General features: G+C 70.2%; 18 protein-coding genes, 1 tRNA gene and 1 pseudogene. 12 read left to right on the top strand and 8 right to left on the bottom strand.

Going from position 1 to position 19,408, the window contains the following annotated elements; all coding sequences use genetic code 11:
* Positions 1 to 37: 37 nt before the first annotated feature.
* A complete protein-coding gene (locus ACZ4AA_RS01535; protein WP_467593506.1) occupies positions 38 to 2,560 on the top strand; it encodes a phosphoribosyltransferase in 2,523 nt (840 codons plus the stop codon).
* Complete coding sequence (locus ACZ4AA_RS01530) at positions 2,560 to 3,423, top strand: HAD family hydrolase (RefSeq protein ID WP_467593504.1); 864 nt, start codon at positions 2,560 to 2,562, stop codon at positions 3,421 to 3,423. The genes ACZ4AA_RS01535 and ACZ4AA_RS01530 overlap by 1 nt, the downstream gene beginning before the upstream one ends.
* Positions 3,424 to 3,572: 149 nt before the next feature.
* Here the strand turns inward: ACZ4AA_RS01530 and ACZ4AA_RS01525 are convergent, their stop codons facing one another.
* Positions 3,573 to 3,800, bottom strand: coding sequence for an FmdB family zinc ribbon protein (locus ACZ4AA_RS01525; protein ID WP_467593500.1), 228 nt, complete (start codon positions 3,798 to 3,800; stop codon positions 3,573 to 3,575).
* A 369-nt stretch (positions 3,801 to 4,169) separates the two neighbouring features.
* On the opposite strand from ACZ4AA_RS01525, the gene ACZ4AA_RS01520 reads away from it, so the two are divergent.
* The 3 genes from ACZ4AA_RS01520 to ACZ4AA_RS01510 all read left to right on the top strand — a co-directional run bounded on the left by ACZ4AA_RS01520 (position 4,170) and on the right by ACZ4AA_RS01510 (position 8,910).
* A complete protein-coding gene (locus ACZ4AA_RS01520) occupies positions 4,170 to 6,203 on the top strand; it encodes a transglycosylase domain-containing protein (RefSeq protein ID WP_467593496.1) in 2,034 nt (677 codons plus the stop codon).
* Between the two features lie 93 nt (positions 6,204 to 6,296).
* Positions 6,297 to 7,595 carry a polysaccharide deacetylase family protein gene (locus ACZ4AA_RS01515; protein ID WP_467593493.1) on the top strand — a complete coding sequence of 433 codons (1,299 nt, stop codon included), beginning with the start codon at positions 6,297 to 6,299 and terminating at the stop codon, positions 7,593 to 7,595.
* Between the two features lie 208 nt (positions 7,596 to 7,803).
* Complete coding sequence (locus tag ACZ4AA_RS01510; protein WP_467593491.1) at positions 7,804 to 8,910, top strand: amidase domain-containing protein; 1,107 nt, start codon at positions 7,804 to 7,806, stop codon at positions 8,908 to 8,910.
* A gap of 216 nt (positions 8,911 to 9,126) precedes the next feature.
* Here the strand turns inward: ACZ4AA_RS01510 and ACZ4AA_RS01505 are convergent, their stop codons facing one another.
* On the bottom strand, positions 9,127 to 10,428 hold the full coding sequence (locus tag ACZ4AA_RS01505; protein ID WP_467593489.1) for a hypothetical protein: 1,302 nt from the start codon (positions 10,426 to 10,428) through the stop codon (positions 9,127 to 9,129).
* A 468-nt stretch (positions 10,429 to 10,896) separates the two neighbouring features.
* Positions 10,897 to 11,721: a DUF4097 family beta strand repeat-containing protein gene (locus tag ACZ4AA_RS01500; RefSeq protein WP_467593486.1), complete on the bottom strand. Its 825-nt coding sequence runs from the start codon at positions 11,719 to 11,721 to the stop codon at positions 10,897 to 10,899.
* A 258-nt stretch (positions 11,722 to 11,979) separates the two neighbouring features.
* Here ACZ4AA_RS01500 and ACZ4AA_RS01495 point away from each other — a divergent pair.
* Positions 11,980 to 12,054 (top strand) — tRNA-Val (locus ACZ4AA_RS01495).
* Between the two features lie 70 nt (positions 12,055 to 12,124).
* Here ACZ4AA_RS01495 and ACZ4AA_RS01490 read toward each other — a convergent pair.
* Positions 12,125 to 12,451: pseudogene (locus tag ACZ4AA_RS01490) on the bottom strand (tyrosine-type recombinase/integrase); the annotation flags it as partial.
* A gap of 115 nt (positions 12,452 to 12,566) precedes the next feature.
* Between ACZ4AA_RS01490 and ACZ4AA_RS01485 the strand changes: the two are divergent.
* Positions 12,567 to 12,710, top strand: coding sequence for a hypothetical protein (locus tag ACZ4AA_RS01485; RefSeq protein WP_467593484.1), 144 nt, complete (start codon positions 12,567 to 12,569; stop codon positions 12,708 to 12,710).
* A complete protein-coding gene (locus tag ACZ4AA_RS01480; RefSeq protein ID WP_467593481.1) occupies positions 12,707 to 13,024 on the top strand; it encodes a hypothetical protein in 318 nt (105 codons plus the stop codon). Before ACZ4AA_RS01485 ends, ACZ4AA_RS01480 begins: the two co-directional genes overlap by 4 nt.
* 94 nt (positions 13,025 to 13,118) lie before the next feature.
* Here the strand turns inward: ACZ4AA_RS01480 and ACZ4AA_RS01475 are convergent, their stop codons facing one another.
* Positions 13,119 to 13,397 (bottom strand): hypothetical protein, encoded by a 279-nt coding sequence (locus ACZ4AA_RS01475; RefSeq protein ID WP_467593479.1) that lies wholly within the window; start codon positions 13,395 to 13,397, stop codon positions 13,119 to 13,121.
* Between the two features lie 789 nt (positions 13,398 to 14,186).
* Between ACZ4AA_RS01475 and ACZ4AA_RS01470 the strand changes: the two genes are divergently transcribed.
* Both ACZ4AA_RS01470 and ACZ4AA_RS01465 read left to right on the top strand, forming a co-directional pair.
* Positions 14,187 to 14,597, top strand: a complete 411-nt coding sequence (locus ACZ4AA_RS01470; protein ID WP_467593476.1) for a hypothetical protein — start codon at positions 14,187 to 14,189, stop codon at positions 14,595 to 14,597.
* 199 nt (positions 14,598 to 14,796) lie between these two features.
* Positions 14,797 to 15,345 carry a GIY-YIG nuclease family protein gene (locus tag ACZ4AA_RS01465; RefSeq protein WP_467593473.1) on the top strand — a complete coding sequence of 183 codons (549 nt, stop codon included), beginning with the start codon at positions 14,797 to 14,799 and terminating at the stop codon, positions 15,343 to 15,345.
* A gap of 317 nt (positions 15,346 to 15,662) precedes the next feature.
* Here the strand turns inward: ACZ4AA_RS01465 and ACZ4AA_RS01460 are convergent, their stop codons facing one another.
* The gene (locus tag ACZ4AA_RS01460; protein ID WP_467593471.1) at positions 15,663 to 16,490 is read right to left on the bottom strand and encodes an MBL fold metallo-hydrolase; all 828 of its coding nucleotides are present in this window, start codon (positions 16,488 to 16,490) and stop codon (positions 15,663 to 15,665) included.
* Positions 16,491 to 17,460: 970 nt separating this feature from the next.
* Between ACZ4AA_RS01460 and ACZ4AA_RS01455 the strand changes: the two genes are divergently transcribed.
* Positions 17,461 to 17,649 carry a hypothetical protein gene (locus ACZ4AA_RS01455; protein WP_467593468.1) on the top strand — a complete coding sequence of 63 codons (189 nt, stop codon included), beginning with the start codon at positions 17,461 to 17,463 and terminating at the stop codon, positions 17,647 to 17,649.
* 95 nt (positions 17,650 to 17,744) lie between these two features.
* Here the strand turns inward: ACZ4AA_RS01455 and ACZ4AA_RS01450 are convergent, their stop codons facing one another.
* The gene (locus tag ACZ4AA_RS01450; protein ID WP_467593465.1) at positions 17,745 to 18,104 is read right to left on the bottom strand and encodes a winged helix-turn-helix transcriptional regulator; all 360 of its coding nucleotides are present in this window, start codon (positions 18,102 to 18,104) and stop codon (positions 17,745 to 17,747) included.
* Here ACZ4AA_RS01450 and ACZ4AA_RS01445 point away from each other — a divergent pair.
* Positions 18,097 to 18,888: an SDR family NAD(P)-dependent oxidoreductase gene (locus ACZ4AA_RS01445; protein WP_467593463.1), complete on the top strand. Its 792-nt coding sequence runs from the start codon at positions 18,097 to 18,099 to the stop codon at positions 18,886 to 18,888. The two genes, ACZ4AA_RS01450 and ACZ4AA_RS01445, sit on opposite strands and share 8 nt — an antisense overlap.
* A gap of 142 nt (positions 18,889 to 19,030) precedes the next feature.
* On the opposite strand, the gene ACZ4AA_RS01440 is transcribed toward ACZ4AA_RS01445, so the two are convergent.
* On the bottom strand, positions 19,031 to 19,351 hold the full coding sequence (locus tag ACZ4AA_RS01440) for a hypothetical protein (RefSeq protein WP_467593458.1): 321 nt from the start codon (positions 19,349 to 19,351) through the stop codon (positions 19,031 to 19,033).
* Positions 19,352 to 19,408: the final 57 nt, after the last annotated feature.

Genomic DNA, 19,408 nt, shown 5'->3' with positions numbered 1-19,408 from the left:
CGGCCGAGCGAAGCGCACCCCCGACAGCAAGGAACCGATGAACACCCCAGCACACGACCCGAACCACTCCGGCGGCGGAAGCGGCCCGGACGGCGTGATCGGCCCTGATCACGCCGAGGCCGCGCAGGAGCCGGTGTGGACGGGGACCTGGGTCGCCGAGCGGCTCGGCGTCGAGCTCCTCGGAGACGAGGGCCTGAGCGGCCTGCTGGGGCTCGCGCTGCGGCGCAACCCCAAGCGGGCCCACCTGCTCGTCTCGAACGTCCTCGGCAAGCACGTGCCGCAGTCGCCCGCGGTCGTCCACGGGTACGGCGTCGAGCTCGGGCGCCGGGTGCGGGAACTGCTGGGTACCGAGGACGCCCGCGCGGCCGTCGTCCTCGGGTACGCCGAGACGGCCACCGGGCTCGGCCACTCGGTCGCGGACGGGATCGGCGTCGCCCCCTACCTCCACTCCACCCGCCGCCCGGTCCTCGGGGTCCGGCCGGCGGGCGGCTTCGAGGAGTCCCACTCGCACGCCACCTCGCACCTCCTGCTTCCCGAGGACCCGGGACTGCTCGCGGGCTCCGGCCCGCTGGTCCTCGTCGACGACGAGTTCTCCACCGGCAACACCGTCCTCAACACGATCCGCGACCTGCACCGGCGCTATCCGCGCGAGCGGTACGTCGTCGTGGCGCTGGTCGACATGCGCTCACCGGCCGACCACGCCCGCTTCGAGAAGTTCGCGGGGGACATCGGCGCCCGCGTGGACCTGGTCGCGGCCGCCTCGGGCACGGTGCGCCTGCCCGAGGACGTCCTGGCCAAGGGAACGGCCCTGGTCGCCCGCCACGAGACGGCGGCGCCCGGCACCCCCGCCGCCCCGGACACCGGTGCGGCCGTCCGTGTCGGTCTCGGCTGGCCGCACGGGCTGCCCGACGGGGGGCGGCACGGGTTCACGCCCGGAGACCGAATACGCCTGGAGGCGGCCCTGCCCGCCATGGCGGGGCGCCTCGCCGACGCCCTGCCCGACGCTGCGGGGCGCGTCCTGGTCCTCGGCTTCGAGGAGCTGATGTACGCGCCGCTGCGCCTGGCCCTGGAACTGGAGCGGACGCTCCCCGCCGAGGTGCGCTTCTCCACCACGACCCGCTCCCCGGTGCTCGCCCTCGACGACCCCGGCTACGCCATCCGCAGCCGCATCGCCTTCCCCGCCCACGACGACCCGGACGACGGGCCGGGGGAGCGCTACGCCTACAACGTCGCGGGCGCCGGCTTCGACGCCGTCGTGGCGGTGGTCGACTCCACCGCCGACACCTCCGAACTGCACGCCCCCGAAGGCCTGTTGGCACAATTGGCGGCACACACCCCGCATGTCCTGATCGCCGTCGTGCCCTCGTACGCGCCCGCACGGCCGTCCACCGAAAGGCCCTCCATGCTGCCCGAGCCCCTCCGCGGCCCCGCCTTCTCCTCGTACGCCCCCGACGAGGTCGGCTGGCTGTTGCGGGACCTGTCGGACGTGACGCTGGAGGCGCCCACCGAGGAGCGCGAGGAGGCCATCCAGAGCGGCGGCGCCCACTACGCCGAGTCGCTGCCGGTCGAGTACCAGCCGAGCCCCGAGTACCAGGAGCTCTTCCAGGCGGCCCTCACCGCCTCCGCCGCCCGGATCGCCGAGGCCGTCGGCGCCGTGACCGAGCTCGTGCTCGCCGACCGCTCCCCGCGCCCCGTCCTGGTGTCCCTGGCCCGCGCCGGCACCCCCGTCGGCGTCCTGATGCGCCGCTGGGCCCAGCACCAGCACGGCCTCGACCTGCCGCACTACGCCGTCTCCATCGTCCGCGGCCGCGGCATCGACGCCAACGCGCTGCGCTGGCTCGCCGCCCACCACGACCCGGCCGACGTCGTCTTCGTCGACGGCTGGACGGGCAAGGGCGCCATCACCCGCGAACTCGCCGACGCCATAGCGGAGTTCGAGGAGGCCGAGGGCATCACCGGCTTCGACCCGGAGATAGCGGTGCTCGCCGACCCGGGCTCCTGCGTGCGCACCTACGGCACCCGCGAGGACTTCCTCATCCCCTCGGCCTGCCTCAACTCGACCGTCTCCGGCCTGATCTCGCGGACGGTCCTGCGCTCCGACCTGGTCGGCGAACACGACTTCCACGGCGCGAAGTTCTACCGCGAGCTCGCCGGCTCCGACGTCTCCGTCGAGTTCCTGGACGCCGTCGCCGCCCACTTCCCCGAGGTCGCCGAGTCGGCCCGCGACCGCGCGAAGGAACTCCTCGCGGCCGACCGGACCCCCACCTGGGAGGGCTGGGCCGCGGTCGAGCGCATCAGCGAGGAGTACGAGATCCACGACGTGAACCTCGTCAAGCCGGGCGTCGGCGAGACCACCCGGGTGCTGCTGCGCAGGGTCCCCTGGAAGATCCTGGCGCGCGCCGGAGCGGGCGCCGACCTCGACCACGTCCGGCTGCTCGCCGGGCAGCGCGGGGTACCCGTCGAGGAGGTCGAGGAACTCCCGTACACCTGCGTGGGGTTGATCCACCCGAAGTACACGCGGGGCGCGACCGGTGCCGACGGCAAGGCGGTGACCCTCTGATGTCCGTGCCCAAGACCCTCGTCGCCAGCGACCTCGACCGCACCCTCATCTACTCCGCCGCAGCCCTCGCGCTCACCATGCCGGACGCACGCGCGCCCCGGCTGCTCTGCGTCGAGGTGCACGAGAACAAACCGCTCTCCTACATGACGGAGCGGGCCGGCGCGCTGCTCACCGAACTCGGTGACATCGCGTACTTCGTGCCGACCACGACCCGCACCCGCAAGCAGTACCAGCGCATCAACCTGCCCGGTCCGGCCCCCGAGTACGCGATCTGCGCCAACGGCGGGCACCTGCTCGTCGACGGTGTCTCCGACCTGGACTGGCACGAGGGCGTCAAGGAGCGGCTCGCCTCCGAGTGCGCGCCGCTCGACGAGGTGCGGGAGCACCTGGAGCGGACCGCGGACCCGGCCTGGGTGCGCAAACACCGCGTCGCCGAGGACCTGTTCGTCTATCTGGTGGTGGAGCGGGAACTGCTCCCCGAGGAGTGGGTCAAGAACCTGGCCGTGTGGGCGGAGAGCCGCGGCTGGACCGTCTCGTTGCAGGGCCGCAAGATCTACGCCGTGCCGAGGCCGCTCACCAAGAGCTCGGCCGTGCGCGAGGTCGCCCGCCGCACCGGGGCCGTCCTCACCCTCGCCGCGGGGGACTCGCTCCTCGACGCCGACCTGCTGCTCGCCGCCGACCGCGGTTGGCGTCCGGGCCACGGTGAACTCGCCGAGGCGGACTGGACGGCACCGGCGATCACCGCGCTGCCGGAGCGGGGCGTCCTGGCCGGGGAGCGGATCCTGCGCGAGTTCGTCAGTGCCGGTACCCGATCCGGTACCGGGACCGAAGCCGGAATCGAGGTCGTTCAGGTACAGACCTGAACGACCCCGGCACCCGGCTCGGTGCGGTTTGGGGGATGTGGGTGACTTGGCCCCGGTGCGGTCCCGTTGGGGACGGCCGGGGCCGTTCTGTCGCGACACGCCGGGTCCGAGGCGTGCACGGCTGAAGAGTTGGTAAGAAATCCCCGCCGTCAGCCGCAGCAGCCGCCGCCGCAGCACCCGCCTCCGCCGCCGCTCGAACGCGGCGCGGGGGCCGGCGCGGAGGCGGAACCGCCCCGGGCGACGGCGACCGTCGACAGCAGTTTGACGGTGTCCCCGTGCCCGGCGGGGCAGGCCGCGGGAGCGGCCGATTCGGCCATGGGACGGCTCAGTTCGAAGGTGTCGCCGCAGGTCCGGCAGCGGTACTCGTAGCGAGGCATGCGCACAGGTTAGCCGGAACGTGCTGCCGTCCGGAGGGCTCCGGCGCCTTCGCCCGACGTGGCGCGGTGGGGCCGCCGGGGCGGGGGTGACGGGCGCTCCAAGAGGGCAGGTGAGGGGCGGTCGTTGACCTCTGAGCTTTTTTGTCTCGTTGCTGATCGAAGGGATTGCATTGGTCGCTGATAATTTAGTAGGGCCGCGACGAGCCGCAAGGTCGGGGAGGGGGGCTCGCAGCCGCGAAAGCGGCCGCTGCAACTACCCGCGCGCGCAATTTTGAAGTGCGGAGGGAGACGCAGTCGTGACCAGGACTTGGCATCGCATCGGTGCCCCGAATCCCCTGTCGTTGGGCCGCCCGTGCGCGGGGGCGCGCCGTGGCTGACATATCCGGACCGCAGCGCGGTCGCGGCAGCCGCCGCAAGCCCGCGGAGCCCTCCAAGCTGTCCCGGCTGGCCACAAGGCTCGCGCCGTTCGCCCGCCGCCTCAAACCCGCCTACCCGCGCCCGGGACGCACCGGTGCGCGGCGCTGGATCCCCTCCTGGCGGCAGTGGCTCGGCGCCTTCGCGCTGTCCATCGGCTTGAGCGGCTCGCTGCTCGTCATCGCCTACGCCGCAACGGACATACCCCAGAACCTCAACACGTATGCCACACAGCAGGACAACGTCTACTTCTGGTCCGACGGCACCCCGATGGCCCGTACCGGCTGGGTGCGGCGCCAGGCCATGCCGCTGAAGGACATACCCGTGGACGTGCGTTCGGCCGTCCTCGCGGCGGAGAACGAGAGCTTCTACAGCGACCCCGGCATCTCCGCCAAGGGTCTGGCCCGCGCCCTCGTGAAGACGGTAGGCGAGGGGGACACCCAGGGCGGCTCCACGATCACACAGCAGTACGTCAAGAACGTCTACCTGACCCAGAACCGTTCGGTGACCCGTAAGTTCACCGAGGCCATGATCGCCCTCAAGCTCGACAACAGGATGAGCAAGGACAAGATCCTTGAGGGCTATCTCAACACCAGCTGGTTCGGCCGGGGCACCTACGGCCTCCAGCGCGCCTCGCAGGCCTACTACGGAAAGGACGTCAGCAAGCTCAACGCCAGCGAGGGCGCCTTCCTCGCCTCGCTCCTCAAGGGCGCGGGCCTGTACGACCCCACCCTGAGCAAGGCCAACCACAAGCGCGCCGTGGAACGCTGGTCCTGGATCCTCGACCGCATGGTCAAGACCGGCAAGCTCTCGGCCTCCGAGCGGGCCACGTACACGAAGTTCCCCGAGCCGATCAAGCAGTCCGGCAGCTACGACACCGGTAAGCAGAGCGACTATCTGGTCCAGCTGGCGACCCAGTACGCCAAGAAGGCCGGACACATCTCCGACCGCGACTTCGACCTCGGCGGCTACCAGATCTACACGACCTTCGACCGTGACCGCGAGACCGCGCTCACCGACGCCGTGACCAAGGCCCGCAAGGCGGCGGCGAAGAAGGACCCGGCCAACGCGAAGGCCGCCCACTACGGCGCCGCCTCGATCGCCGACGACGGCCGCATCCTCGCCGTCTACGGCGGCCCCGACCACCGCCGACAGGGGTACAACGAGTCCAACGCGACCACCGTCCCGGCCGGTTCGGCCTTCCTGCCCTTCGTGTACGCGGCCGCCCTGGAGAACGGCGTCCACAAGACCCGCGAGGGCCCGGCCACACCGGTCACCCCCGAGTCCCTGTACGACGGCAACGACGGCGTCCCGGTCAGCACACCCGAGGGCCCCTACTGGGACCGCGGCGGCAAGAAGGTCGCCGCCCACAACGAGGGCAACAAGAACTACGGCCAGATCAGCCTGCGTTCGGCCCTCGCCTCGAACGTGAACACCCCGTTCATGCAGCTCGGCATGGACGCCGGCCTGGACAAGGTCCGCGAGACCGCCGAGGCGTCGGGCCTGCTCTCCTCCAGCATCGGACCGCAGGTGCCGAACATGTCCCTCGGCGCCGCCACACCCAGCGCGATCCGCATGGCCAGCGCCTACGCGACCTTCGACGCCGACGGAACGCACTACGAGCCGTACTCGGTCCACCGCATCACCCGCAACGGCTCCGCCGTCCGGCTCGACATGCCCGCGCCCCACCACGCGATGAGCGCCGAAGTGGCCCGCCAGGTCACCGACGCGCTCTCCGACTCCTTCCGCACCGGACACCCGGGCGCGGCCCCCCTGACGGCGAAGGTCGCCGCCAAGCGGGGCGCCACGCTGGACGACAAGGCCGCCTGGTTCGTGGGCTCCAACAACTCCGTGTCGACGGCCGTGGTCCTGTACCGCATCGACCTGACCAAGAGCCTGGAACCGCTGCCGCTCAAGGGGATCGCCGGCGCGCCCGTCGCCGACGTGCCGTACGGCATCTGGTCCGGTGCGATGAGCCCGCTTCGCTGATCCCGTCGGCCGGCCGTACGGTCCGGCCCCCGCCGACGGCCACCCGGTGGCCGCGCCACGCTCCTTCCGTCCTCCTCGCAGAATGTGCCCCGTATGAACTCGAAGCACAGCCGGCGCCGACGCCGTGAGTCCGAACCCGTGTCCGCCGCCGCTTCCGCGCGCCAGGGCTTCGCGGCCATGACGGCCTTCCTGGTCGTCACGTCCATGGCCGCCACCTACCTGGCGCTCAACACCGACCACACCGCGCCGGCCGCGTCGGCCCGCGCGCACGGTCCCGGCGCCGCCAAGGTGAAGAAGGAACCCGCGTGGGACGGCAAGACCCATGTGCTGGGCGACGGCTCCACGTCCTACACGGGCCCGCAGCAGGGCGAGTTGAAGGCCGTACCGCTCAAGCCCGGTGAGAAGCCGCCCCAGTTCGTCGTCTTCTCCTGGGACGGCGCCCTCCAGGGCGACGACCAGCTCTTCTCGCACTACCGGGAGCTGGCCCAGCAGTACAACGCCCACATGACCTTCTTCCTGACCGGCATCTATCTGCTGCCCAAGGACAAGAAGGACCTCTACGAACCGCCCATGCACGCGCCGGGATCGGCGGCCATCAGCTACGCCACCGACGAGCACATCCGCACCACGCTGGCGGAACTCGGCAAGGCGTGGAAGCAGGGCAACGAGATCGGCACCCACTTCAACGGCCACTTCTGCGGCGACAAGGGCGGCGGGGACTGGAGCGTCACGGAGTGGGAGAGCGAGATCGACCAGTTCTTCTCCTTCGTGGAGAAGTGGAAGACCAACACCGGCTACACCGACCTGCCGCCGCTCCCCTTCGACGCGACCCGTGCCATCAGCGGCGGACGCGCGCCCTGCCTCGAAGGCCAGAAGAACCTGCTCCTGGCCATGAAGGCCACCGCCAAGAAGTACAACTGGCGCTACGACGCCAGCTCCGCGGGCGACTTCCAGATCTGGCCGAAGAAGAAGGAGGGCGTGTGGGACTTCCCGCTCCAGATGCTCCCCTACGAGAACGGCAAGTACCAAGGCCTGTCCATGGACTTCAACTTCCTCTACAACCAGTCCGACGGTGAGACCGAGGGAAATCCGGCCCAGTACCCGCAGTGGCAGGGGGAGACCGTCAACTCGTACATGGCCGGTTTCAACCGTGTCTACTACGGCAGCCGGGCACCGCTGTTCATCGGCAACCACTTCGAGGACTGGAACGGCGGCATCTACATGAAGGCCATCGACCAGGTCATCAAGAACGTGTGCACGAAGAAGGGCGTTCGCTGTGTGTCCTTCCAAGAGCTGACCAACTGGCTCGACGTGCAGAAGCCCGAGACCCTGGAACGCCTGCGCGGCCTGGACCCCGCCCAGTCACCGGACTGGTCGACCGTGGTGAAGTAGGGGCTCGACGCCGCTCCGTCGGCCCCGCGACCGCGCGTTGAGATCAACTTACCTGCGACATAAAGGACTTGGTTGCACCCGTCGCGAACTCCCCCCGGATTCCGCACAGTTGAGTGGGACATGTAAAGATTCTCTTCCCTGGAGTCCGACCGGGGAGCAAGGAGAATCACCAGTGACACCGAAGAACTTAAGCCGCGGTTGTTCCGTCGTGGGCGCGATCACCCTCTCCGCCCTCCTGCTGCCGCTGTCCGCCGCCCACGCCGCGGCCCCCGCCCCCCGGGTGACCGCGTCGACGGCCGACGCCTTCGGCCGCGTGGCCGACGCCGTGTTCACCGACCGCACGGCCGCCCTGCTCGACCGCGCCCCGGCGGCCCGTACAGCCCGTACGGCCCTCGGCGCGACCACCTTGGGCATCCGGGTGTCCGGCACCCTCGCCCGCACCGAGAACACCGCCCTCACCTCGCTGCACGGCACCCGCTCCCGCCTCGCCGCCCTCGGTGAGGCCTACAGCGCCGCCGACACCCGGGTCACCGTGAACCGGACCCGGGTCACGGGCCGGACGGCCACCGCCTGGGTCACCGAGACCACCACCCTCACGTACCGGAGGATCCGCGGGGACGAGCCCGCCACCACGGGCTTTCGCGCCCACCACGTCCTGACCTTCGCCGCCGGGCCGCACGGCGGCTGGACCGTGACGGGCGAACGCTCGACGGACAAGGGCCCCCGGCAGGTGAACGAGCCCGTCACCACCACGCCCCGCAGGACCACCATGGCCGCTGTCGACGCCCCCCGGGCAGCGACCACGTATCCCGCGCCCGCCAGCCCCAAGACGCTCACCGGCGGCCCGTACGACTACGCGGCCATGGCCACGTACGCCGAGAAGTACTGGAAGAACTACAACCCCGCCTACCGCAGCTTCAACTCCGTCGGCGGCGACTGCACCAACTACGTCAGCCAGTCCCTGAAGGCGGGCGGCTGGGCCACGGTCGCGAGCTCCGACGAGGACTACGGCACCTGGAACTACACCGCGTCCACCCAGACCGACACCTGGGTCGGCGTCAACGAGTGGTCCTGGTTCACCCAGACCGCCCAGCGCTCCACGCCCCTGGCCAACGTCTACCAGATGGACGTCGGCGACGTGATGCAGATGGACTTCGACAAGGACGGGTCCAAGGACCACACCATGATCACGTCGTACCGGAGCGCGAGCGGGGTGCCGTACGTGACCTACCACGACACCGACACCTACCGGCGGTCGGTGGCGAGCCTCCTGGCGGCGTACCCGAACGCGGCGTACTACGCGTACCGGACCTGATCGTCGGCACTCGACCGACGGAGCGGCTGCACCTGGCCGGCCGGACCTGGTTGACCGCCCCTGCCGGACAACCCGGGCGGCCAGGCCTCGGAAGAGACTCCGAGGGTGCCTCACGCGCCCTCGGAGCGCTTCCCGGGGCTTGGCTTCCGGGGGTTCCGCTTCCTGGGGGCGCATCCTCAGGCCTTCGCTTCCTCAGGCCTTCGCTTCCGGGGCCTGTCAGACGCCGCCGCGCTCCTCGCGGATCTGTGCGACCACTCGGGCCACCGTCTGCCGCACGGCCTCCGTCTCGGTCAGGAAATGCCAGTAGTCGGGGTGGCGGCCCTCCAGCGTGGCCACGGCCCGGTCGAGCCGGGCCACGGAGTCGTCGAGCGGGCGCGCCTGCCGCGGGTCCGGGGTCGTCCGGCCCGCCATGGCCAGCCGCTGCGCGTCCCGGATCGCGAACCGGGTCCGGTCGATCTCCTGCTGGGGATCCTTCTGCACGGCGTTCAGCCGCCGCAGCCGGTCGCCGGCCGCGGACACCGCCTCGTCGGTGCTGTTCAGCAGCGCGCGCACCGTCGCCAGCAGCGAGGCCGCGTCCGGCCAGCGCTGCGCCTCCCGCGCGGCCCGCGCCTCGTTCAGCTTCGCCTCGGCCTGCCGTACGTTCTCCGCGGCCTGGTCCGGAACCTGCTGGAGGTCCTGCCAGCACGCCGCCGAGAACCGCCGCCGCAACTCGCTCAGCACCGGCTCCACCTGCCCCGAGCGGGTCGTCAGCGCCTGCGCCCGGGTCCGCAGCGAAACGAGCCGGTGGTCGATCTCCGCCGCCCGCTCCGGCAGCCGCTCCGCCTCCGAGCGCACCGCAGCGGCCTCCCGCGTGACCCGCTCGGCACGCTCCAGCGTCTCCGGCACGCCGTGCCGTCCGGCCCCCTGGTTCAGCTTGGTCAGCTCGGGGGCGAGTGCGGCGAGCCGGGCCGCGAGATCGTCCGCCGTCAGCCCGGACCGCCGCACGGAGTCGAGGGCGTTCGAGGCGGCCAGCAGTGCCTGCCGGGCGCGCTCGACGGCGGGCGCCAGCCGGGCGAGCTGGGTCTCGGCCTTGCCGAGCAGCGGCCCGAGGCTCTGCTCGAACCGGTCGAGATCGGCCTTCACCCGGCCCAGTTCGTCCTTCGCGGCGACGAGCTCGGTGCGGGCCCGCACCGCGACGGACGCCTCCAGCTCGTCCCGGTCGAGATCGTGCGCGTCGACGGCGGTGATGTACTTCTGGCTGGCCTCGTCGATCCGCAGCCCCAGCGCCGTGAAGTCCGAGACCACGCGACGGGCGGCGGGGGAGTCGTCCACGGCCGTGATGGTCTCGATCGAGATCCGCAGATCGCGCTGGGCGGTGTCGAGTTCGTAGAACGCCGCCGCGGCGGCGTCCTTGGCGGCCTGCGCCTCGGCCCGCTGCCCCTCGGACCGCCCGCCGAACCAGCGCCGGGTGCCACCTCCCGCGAAGGCCGCGGGCAGCACGAGAGCGGCCAGCAGGGGGAGCGCTACGAGGGTGAACATGTCACGGGCGACGCGGGAAGGGGCCGGGGGCTGGGGGGCCGGGGGTGAGGTTTGCTCCGACGGTGCCGGCCGTTCCGACGGTGCCGACCGCTCCGACGGTGCCGGCCGTTCCGACGGTGCCGGCCGTTCCGACGGCGCTGGTCGTCCCGATGGCGCTGGTCGTCCCGATGACGACGACCGTTCCGATGCCGCCGACCGCGACGACCGCGCGGCCTCGCTCGGTCGCTCCGCCTCGCTCGGCCGCTCCGCCGCGCCTGGGCGCTCCACCACGCCCCGTGGCCCCGATGACGCAGGTCGTGGCGACGGGAGGTCCCGCCGGATGCCGCCGAGCGGGCGTGCAGGCCGCGCGGGTCCCGCGAACGGCGAATACGGCCGCGAAGGTGTCGCCGTCACATCCCTCTCCCGTGCTGTCATCCGCCTTGCCCGGCTGTCATTCTCCCACCGGTTGAAGACGAACACACGGGCCGGTCAGTTCGCTGTCCGTACCGTGATCTTTCCGTCGTCGGTGTGCGCGGTGACGCGGTGGGCGCTGGAACCGTCGCGGGGCACGTCCACCTGGACCGAGCCGTCCCCACTCCCGGCGGTCACCCGGTACGTGGCCCGGGGCAGCACGATCGAGAGGGAGCCGTCACCGCTGCGGGAGTCCACCAGGTCCGGCACGGTGCCGAGTTCGAGCCGCACCGAACCGTCGTCGGTACCGACCCGGACGCGGCGCGCGTCCACGCCGACGGCCTCGATGGAGCCGTCGCCGCTGTGCAGGTCCAGCGCTCCCGAGGAGTCACTGACCCGCACCGAACCGTCCGCCGTACGGATGCTCAACGCCTCGGCGAAGCCCTTCGCGCTCACCCCTCCGTCCCCGTCCTCGACCTTGACGGCCACCCCGCGCGGCACCACGATCCGGTGCCGGGCCGAACAGTCGGCGACGACACCCGAGCACTTCATCCTCAGCACCAGCCGGTCGCCGTCCTTCATGGCCCAGGTGACCTTCGGATCCCCGCCGAGGGCGACATGCCCCTGGAACCACCGGGTGACCCGGATCTCACCGGCCTTCGCGGAGTCCGACACCACCAGATCGAGCGCGGAGTCGTCCGAGTCGACGGTCAGGGTCCGCCCGTGCAGCCCGAAGCCCCGCGTCTCGGGCGCCTTGTCGTCCCCGGCCGAGGCCCCACAGGCACTGACGCCGAGACCGACGCCGATCGCGAGCAGCACGGCGACGGTGCGGGTGGGTTTTCTGGTACCGGTTCCGGCGGCGGTACGGGCTTCGGTGACGGTACGGGTGCGCGTGCGGGCCATGATCGATCTCCCCCTGGGACGGTCTGCGAGAACTTCGCCGCTTCGGACCCGGACACCCGGGCCCCGGGCACCTCGACCGGCACCGGCCGACGAAGCCACTTCGACGGTAGGCACGCGGGAGGCCCCGGACGATCCGGTCCGCTCCCGAATGCGGGGTGGGGATAACCCCCGCCCCTTCGACCTGGGCCCGGCCACCCGCTCGCCCGATACGGGTTTGCGGGGCATCCCCCCGGGCAATGTAGGCTGTCAACTCGTCCTGGGCGCGTAGCTCAGCGGTAGAGCGCCGCCCTTACAAGGCGGATGTCGGCGGTTCGAAACCGTCCGCGCCCACCAGGACAAAGACCCCCAGCCGATCATGGCTGGGGGTCTTTGACATCCCGGTCTGGCATCGGTGCCGTGGCTACAGAGTCGCGCAGCCGTGCCGGGCGTCGTGGAGCCTGATGACTCGCAGGCCGGCGTTTCCGGCGACCCGGGTGAAGGAGCGGTACACGTTGCGCGGCTCGATGGGCCGCCCCGTACGTGTGGTGAACACCTAGTCGCTGTCCTCCCAGCGATCACCTGCCCGCTCGCGCATCGCGGCCGGGCGCATCCGCTGGTACGGCAGAGGAGCCACGCGCATGGCCGGCAGTGGCAGCACCTGCCGACGACGACGCCCCTTGGGATCGTCCTCGTACGCCTCCCCTCCGACCCGCTGCCGCTGCCTCCGGACCCTGAGCTCGCGCTTCTCGACGCGCTTCCTCCAGGCTCCAGGGATCGAGGCTGAGGTCTATCCCTGGGCGACGGTGGAGAAGCAGGCCGGGACCCGTCATCCTGGAACACACAACTCGCCGAGAAGGGATGACGTGTTGGCGAACCCGCACGTTCTCGGAGCTTCCGCGGGGCAGAACCCGGCACTGCACTTCCGCTACATTCCGGGTGCCCGCGCGTTCCGGCACTACATGCGAAGCTTCGACTACACCTGGGAGCGCGGGACTCCCATCGTGCTGTGACCGTCGACGGACTACCGCTGCTCGCGGAAGTCTTCCCCGAGCTGGCTGCCGACATCGTGCGCTTGCTTGGCGACGATGACCCGGTCCTGATCGCGCAGATCCCAGCCTTGCGCTTCCACGGCGTGTGCACCTGTACGCCCACCTGTGGGGCGCTCTTGACGGCGCCGCAGGGTTCGCCCACTCCCTACCTTTGCGAACTGGAGGAGCACGACGAAGTGGTGATCTGGCTCAGTCTTGATCCGACCGGGTCGGTCATCGTGGACGTCGAGGTCCTGGACGGAAGAGACCTCGGTCCCGCAGCGCGACGAACCTGACCACTTCGGCAGACGTGCGGGGCTGGAACGCATTGCGCGTATCGACGACATTCACCCGTCCATGCGCATGCGGATCGAAGAGGATATGTAGATGTCACTCGACTCCTACGGACAGCCTGCCGTCCGTGGTGCAGGGCCGTTCCAGTTCCTGATCTTCAGCGTGACGGCCGTGCTGCCGGACGGAGGGGTCCGAGTCCTCGGCCACCATCGTGCAGGTACCTGGGGAAAGCGCCAGCCTCTTGAGTTGGTCTATCGCGATGGAGCCACGCACCGGATAGAGCGCGCACACATGGAACCTGCGCTCAACGAAATGTGCGAACTGAGAGGCCAACGCACGCTCGTGATCTACGGCTTCCGGGTTGAGCAGGTCCACCGTAATCACTGGGTGCGAGCCCAGTGCCAAGGAGCTGATCACGGAGTAGTACGGCAACGGCCCCGACCGCAACCGACCGTCAACGCCCAGACACCGGTGACTGATCTGCCCAAGAAACCTCAGCGACCGTCTCGCCCATAGTTCGCATCGAGAGGGTCAGGAGGCTCAAGCCCCCTAGGTGAACTCCGCTACGTGTCAGCTCGGTAGACCTTGATGTCCTTGTTGACGAAGAGGTGGACGTACCCGCACTGCCAACAGATAAGGCCTGTAGCGCTCTCGTCAGCCCAACCCAACTTCATGAACTCCATACCGGAGCTGTTGAGCAGGACGTTCCGCACGCGGAACAGGTCCCCCTCACAGAACTGACAGGTGATCCAGACCTCGCCCCAGGCCGCACGTACCGGCTTCGCCATCTCGCGAACGCCCCCCTCGTTACCAAATGGACGGAGTGAGACTACCGGGCAGTACGAACACGCACAGCCAACTAGAACACGCGCGCGGCGCTTGACATCAGTGGCTGACACCAACAAGCGCGAACAGGGACGGTCGACGCCGGACCTCGATGGACGATCGGCAGAAGCGCAGGCGCGGTTGGTCGACGTCGACGGCCTCCGCGATCGACCTGATAAGGATGAGGCCAGACCTCCAGGTATCTACGACGAGGCTTGACAAAGGGCGCTGCCCCAGCCATGGCCCACACAGAGCCACAGGCCACACTTGGACCCGTGACGATCAATGCTGGCAGCGAGGCCATCGACCCCTGGGCGCTCCTCCTGGCGACGGACTGGAATGCGCGCGGCGCTCCTCGAGTGGCTAGGTGATCTCGCCGACGAAGCAATGTACGACGAGGACGGCCCGGGGGAACCTGGGGATGTCGCCGCGGTGCGTGCCATCATCCCGCTGATCTGTGAGGCGGCACGGTCACGCCTTGCCGATGCAGGCCTTCTGATCAGGGAGGCCGCGGTGTACGCAGCGGCGATCACGCTCGCCGTGCCTGAGCTGGCTGTACACATTCCGGAGGTCGTACCACTGGTTCGCAACACGCTGAGCGCCAGCGAGTACCGGGGGTACCGATACATGGCTAAGCGGTGCCTGGTGACCTGGGGCGTAGAGCCCGGCCCCCTTCCCGACCCACGGATCTCGGGTCCCGAAGCGATGGATCCCTGGTGGGACGGCTGCTCCGACGACCCGCCGTTCTGACCCAGGAGGCACCGCGCCGCACCGGTCGTCGCCGAAGGCCGTTCCGCCGAACTGTCTGACCGGCCAAGTAGACCTGAGTGGCCGCCGTGGCCATGGTTCCCATCGAGAGAGCTACGGGCCTGGCGAGTCCGTACGGCCAGGGTCGGCGCAGTCATCCAGTAGCCTCCGATCAACAGCCGTTGCCGACCTGGGAGGCTCCGTGGCCCATAGCGCTCTCACCGCACCGGATCGGCTGTGGTCGGCGCAGGAGGTCCTGTTGCGTCCCAGCCCGGTGCCGGCGGCGGCCGGGGTGTACGGATGGCACTTCGAGCAGGCTCCCTCCGCCGACCTCGATGCCGGGCGTCTGCTCTACGTCGGCATAGCTCCGCGGTACATGGCGAACCGGACCAGCACGCAGAACCTGCGCAAGCGGGTGCGCTATCACTACCGGGGCAACGCGGCCGGATCGACGCTTCGTCTCACGCTCGGTTGCCTGCTCGGGATCGAGCTGCGCCGTGTGGGCCGCAGCGGCACGCGCATGACCTTCGGCAAGGCCGGGGAAGTCGCCCTCAGCCAGTGGATGGCCGAGAACGCCCGCGTGTGCTGGATCGAGCACGACGAACCGTGGACCCTGGAGTCGGAGCTGATCTCTCAGCTCGACCTGCCGCTGAACCTCGACCAGAACAGGCACAACCCGTTCCACGGCCGCCTCAAGGGACTGAGGTCCCAAGCCCGGCAACGTGCGCGAGAGTTGCCCGTCAGCGCATAGACCGTCCGTCGGGTCTGACATCACCAACTGACATCAACGACGGCGAACGATGACGCACGGCGGTGGCTGGAGCCGGATGCGCGAGCGACCAGCGGAACCCGTTCCGTCAGGGTGCACCAAGCTGTGATCGAACCTACAAGGCGGATGGCGGCGGTTCGAAACCGTCCGCGCCCACCAGTCTCAGGACACGAGCAAGGCCCAGGTCAGCCGGTGCGAATCCGGTGATCCGGGCCTCTGTCGTTTCCGGCCGGTTCCGGTCGGTGGGGCCGCCGTGCCGCTCAGGTGCCGGATGGGCCGCGCGGAGGCCGCAGCCGAGTTCACGCGAGACCGGCGAGGGGGGCACTGGGCTGCCAGGAGACGGGCAGGACGACGTCGACGTTGTCGCGGCGAGCCAGGGGCAGCAGTCGGCTCATGGTGGTGTCGAGGTTGTCGAGCAGGTAGGGCATGGGGCGCAGTGGCCGGTCCAGGCCCAAGAAGAAGTCGTCCCAGTGCACCAGGACGACTCGCCTGGCCCCGGTCGCGACCACCACCTCGTCCCAGTAGGCCTGAAGGAACTCGGCGGGCTGCTTGCCCAGCGTGCCGACGCCCAGGTAGACGACGTCGGCGTGATGACCGCGCAGCGCACCGGACCGGTAGTTGGCGCTGGCGTGCAACAGCACGCGGCCGTAGGGGTGGGTCACGAGCACGGAGTAGGCGGTGCCGGTCTTCCAGGCACCGGCGCGAGCCGGCGGGACCAAGGGCTGGTCAACGCTACCGGGGTAGTGGTCACCCGGGCTGTGCACCGAGTCCAGGAAGGTCAGCGTGAAGTTGCCGTAGGTCACGGTGTCGCCGTCGCCGACCACCCGCAAGGACGACTCGGGGACCTTCAGGCCGCGCCCGATGTTGGCGGTGGACTCCGACCCGACCAGGTCGGCGCCGGTCTCCAGCGCCCAGACCGGTGCGTCGAGGGCGTGATCGTAGTGGGAATGCGCGCACACCACGGCGGCGAGGTCGTCCACCCCCAGCCGCTCGATGGCGGCACGGACCAGCGCCCGGTTCGGGGCGATCTTGCCCATCCCCACGCGCATCATCCCCGGGCGGGTGACGAACCCGTCGCTGAGCACCGAGGTCCGCCCGTCCGACAGCAGTACGGAACTGGTGCCCAAGAAGCGAGCGCTCAGCCCGTCAGAGGCCGCTGTAGTGCGCTGCCGGTAAGGCAGGTAGGGCCGCAAGCTCGGGCGGCCGATCGGCACCTTCATACGAGCATCCTCGGACGCCAGGTCCAGGAGTGCCAGCTTTGGACAAGCATCAGGTGAAGCCCACCGTGATGGGCCGACGGCCATGAGTCGATCACCGTACGGGGCGGCCCACGGTCATGACGATGCCTCCGGTGGGAGATCGGCCGGCACCGGGGTGGAGGGGGTGCCGCTCCCGACTACGGGCTCGTAGTGGTGTGCGTGGGGAGGCCGGGGGCGGACGCTGACGGAGAGGCAGCAGCGCGTGCGCATGCCCCTCCCGTCGGCGAGATGACGATCTATCCTGAACTGGCTTTGTTCGGGCGGCACATGAACGGAGTCGGCAAGTGGGCGGGACCCTGTTTGTGCTATCCGTGCTCGTGGCGCTGGCCGTCCGGTACGTCGTGGCGGCCGTCCGACTCTGGGGGCATCCCGAGCGCGCTGCCGAAGCCGCGCGATCGTTCAGTGTGAGAGGGGCACCGGGGTGGGTCCTCACACGTGGCGTCGTGGTCGTCGCGGCCAACCTCGTTTTCCTGGCCATCATGGTGATCGCGCCGGCTGTGGGATCCGCCTCCGTGAGGGGTGCGGGCCAGGCGCCGGTGCCGTCCAGGGCGAGGAGCCAGGAGCGGCCCTCGGTGGCGTGGTAGTGGATGGTGGCGGGCTCGTGCGGCCAGGCCGCCGGGGTGGAGTTGCAGGTGTCGAGGAACTCGGCCATGCCGTCGATCGCGACGGCCGCCGGCATCGGCCGCACGGCGCCTGTGGCGAGCTGGGCGTCGTAGGTGTGCACCAGCACCTCGGGCACCCGGCGCCGGGCAACGCCCCAGGCCGTCAGTCCACGTTTCCGCTCAACCCGGACCGCGCACCGCGGGCTACCTTCACCGGATGGACATCGAGGAGGACGATGAGCCGGAGACGTTACGTCGCCAGGGGTGTGCCGGGGGGATACCGGATCTGGGACAACCGAGGACGTCGATGGTGGGGCGATCTCTACGAGTTGTGCCCTGACCATCTCGTGGCCGAACTCAACGGCCAGGCGGACCACGCACGGATCAGCGCGCTCATGAAGCACTACAGGGGCCAGAAACGGTAGGTGCTGAACGGAAAGAGGGGCGTGTCCTCGTACGAGGGACTCTGGAAGGGGCGGTCGTTCTGCCGCCTCGGTTCATGGCGTCCGCCGGCTCAAGGTCAGAGGATCGGCTGGCGGGCCCGGGCCGCCTCGATGTCCGGGACGTGTTCTTCGGCCCAGAGCCGTACGGCGCGGAGCGGGACGAGCAGGGAGCGGCCCAGGGGTGTCAGGGCGTACTCGACTCGGGGCGGGTTCTCGTCGTACTCGTGACGGCTGATCAGACCGTCGGCCTCCAGGGAACGCAGGGTCTCCGTCAGGACCTTCGGGGTGATTCCCTGGATGTGCCCCTTCAGTTCGGTGAAGCGGCGAGGCCCGTCTTCGAGGGCGTTGACGACGAACACCGTCCAGCGGGCGCCGATCCGGTGCAGGACCGTGCGGCTCGGGCAGGTCGCCGCCATCACGTTGTACGCCTTGCCCATCGTCGCTCCCGGTTCCGTTGAAGATACCGGTATCAAATCCATACCGTTGCTTCCGATCCTACGAGAGGGAGTGAGACGCATGGAGCGGATCCTGGTCATCGGCGGTGCGCGGGCGCTCGGCGCGGCCGTCGCGAGGCGTGCGGTGAAGGACGGGTACGACGTCGTCGTCGGCGCCCGCGATCTGGCTGCGGCAGAGGTGGTGGCACGTGAGATCGGCGCCACCGCGGTGCGGGTCGATCTACAGGACGAGTCGACGCTCGCGGCCGCGGCGGAGCGGCTGAAGGACGGAGTCGACCACATCGTGACGACCGGTTCGGCGCCGCACGATGTTCGCGCGACCGAGCTGGATCGCGACAAGCTGCTGGCCGCGTTCACCGCGAAGGTGGTCGGCCCGATGCTGGTCGCCAAGCACTTCGCGCCGGTATGGCGGCCGAGCGGGTCGATGGTGCTGTTCTCCGGTGTCGTCGGCTGGCGCCCGGGGCCGGGATCACTGGTCAAGGGGGTCACCAACGGCGCGGTCGAGTACGCCGCGCGCCACCTGGCGGCGGATCTGGCGCCGGTACGGGTCAATGCCGTCTCGCCCGGTGTCGTGGACTCCGGCGCGTGGGATCGCCTGGGTGACGCCAAGGCCGGCTTGTTGAACAGGAGCGCGGCCGGGACCCTCGTCGGACGCCACGGCGAGACCGACGACGTCGTCGACACGGTGATGTGGCTCCTGCGCGCGGGGTTCGTCTCCGGCGAGACGATCCACATCGAGGGCGGCGCCCGCCACACATCCGCCTGAGAGGCAGTTGCCGGGCACTCGCGAGCGCTCGCCCGCGGCGGAGGCCGCCGGGAGGGTCGGCCCGGAACCCGTCAGGGGACGGCGACGCCGGCTGCCGTCCCGGGTCTCGGTGTCCCGGCCCGTGCCGTCTCCTGACGGCACCTCACCGCGTGTGCTTGAGTCGCATCCGGGCGTCGACCTTGTCCGGCGGAGTGATCTCCGACCAGAAGCGGTGGCCGGACACGAACACGGTGAGTTCTCGCTCACGGCGGCGGAGCTTTTCGACCTCGGCCTGTTCGTCGTCGGTCCAGCCGGGGGAGGCGGGGCGTTCCACCTTGCGCCAGCCGCCGGTGTCGCTGAAGCCGTCGAGGGGCTCCACCGACCAGGGGAGCCGTTTCAGCAGGGCCAGCAACTCGGCCCGGACCTGATGCAGCTCCTCCTGACCGGCGAGGAGGTCACTGGGAAAGTCATAGGTCGCAGCCACACGGCAATGGTACGCCTGTTCGATTTTGTGGTGCGAGCTCCTCAGGGGACTTCACGC

This window comes from Streptomyces sp. NPDC024698, from assembly GCF_055559015.1.
This window is presented reverse-complemented; position numbering and strand designations above follow the sequence as displayed.

Coding starts and splice junctions, on each gene's coding strand:
- ACZ4AA_RS01535 (WP_467593506.1), top strand. CDS start 38: ATGAACACCCCAGCACACGACCCGAACCACTCCGGCGGCGGAAGCGGC.
- ACZ4AA_RS01530 (WP_467593504.1), top strand. CDS start 2,560: ATGTCCGTGCCCAAGACCCTCGTCGCCAGCGACCTCGACCGCACCCTC.
- ACZ4AA_RS01525 (WP_467593500.1), bottom strand. CDS start 3,800: ATGCCTCGCTACGAGTACCGCTGCCGGACCTGCGGCGACACCTTCGAA.
- ACZ4AA_RS01515 (WP_467593493.1), top strand. CDS start 6,297: ATGAACTCGAAGCACAGCCGGCGCCGACGCCGTGAGTCCGAACCCGTG.
- ACZ4AA_RS01505 (WP_467593489.1), bottom strand. CDS start 10,428: ATGTTCACCCTCGTAGCGCTCCCCCTGCTGGCCGCTCTCGTGCTGCCC.
- ACZ4AA_RS01500 (WP_467593486.1), bottom strand. CDS start 11,721: ATGGCCCGCACGCGCACCCGTACCGTCACCGAAGCCCGTACCGCCGCC.
- ACZ4AA_RS01470 (WP_467593476.1), top strand. CDS start 14,187: ATGCGCGCGGCGCTCCTCGAGTGGCTAGGTGATCTCGCCGACGAAGCA.
- ACZ4AA_RS01455 (WP_467593468.1), top strand. CDS start 17,461: ATGAGCCGGAGACGTTACGTCGCCAGGGGTGTGCCGGGGGGATACCGG.
- ACZ4AA_RS01450 (WP_467593465.1), bottom strand. CDS start 18,104: ATGGGCAAGGCGTACAACGTGATGGCGGCGACCTGCCCGAGCCGCACG.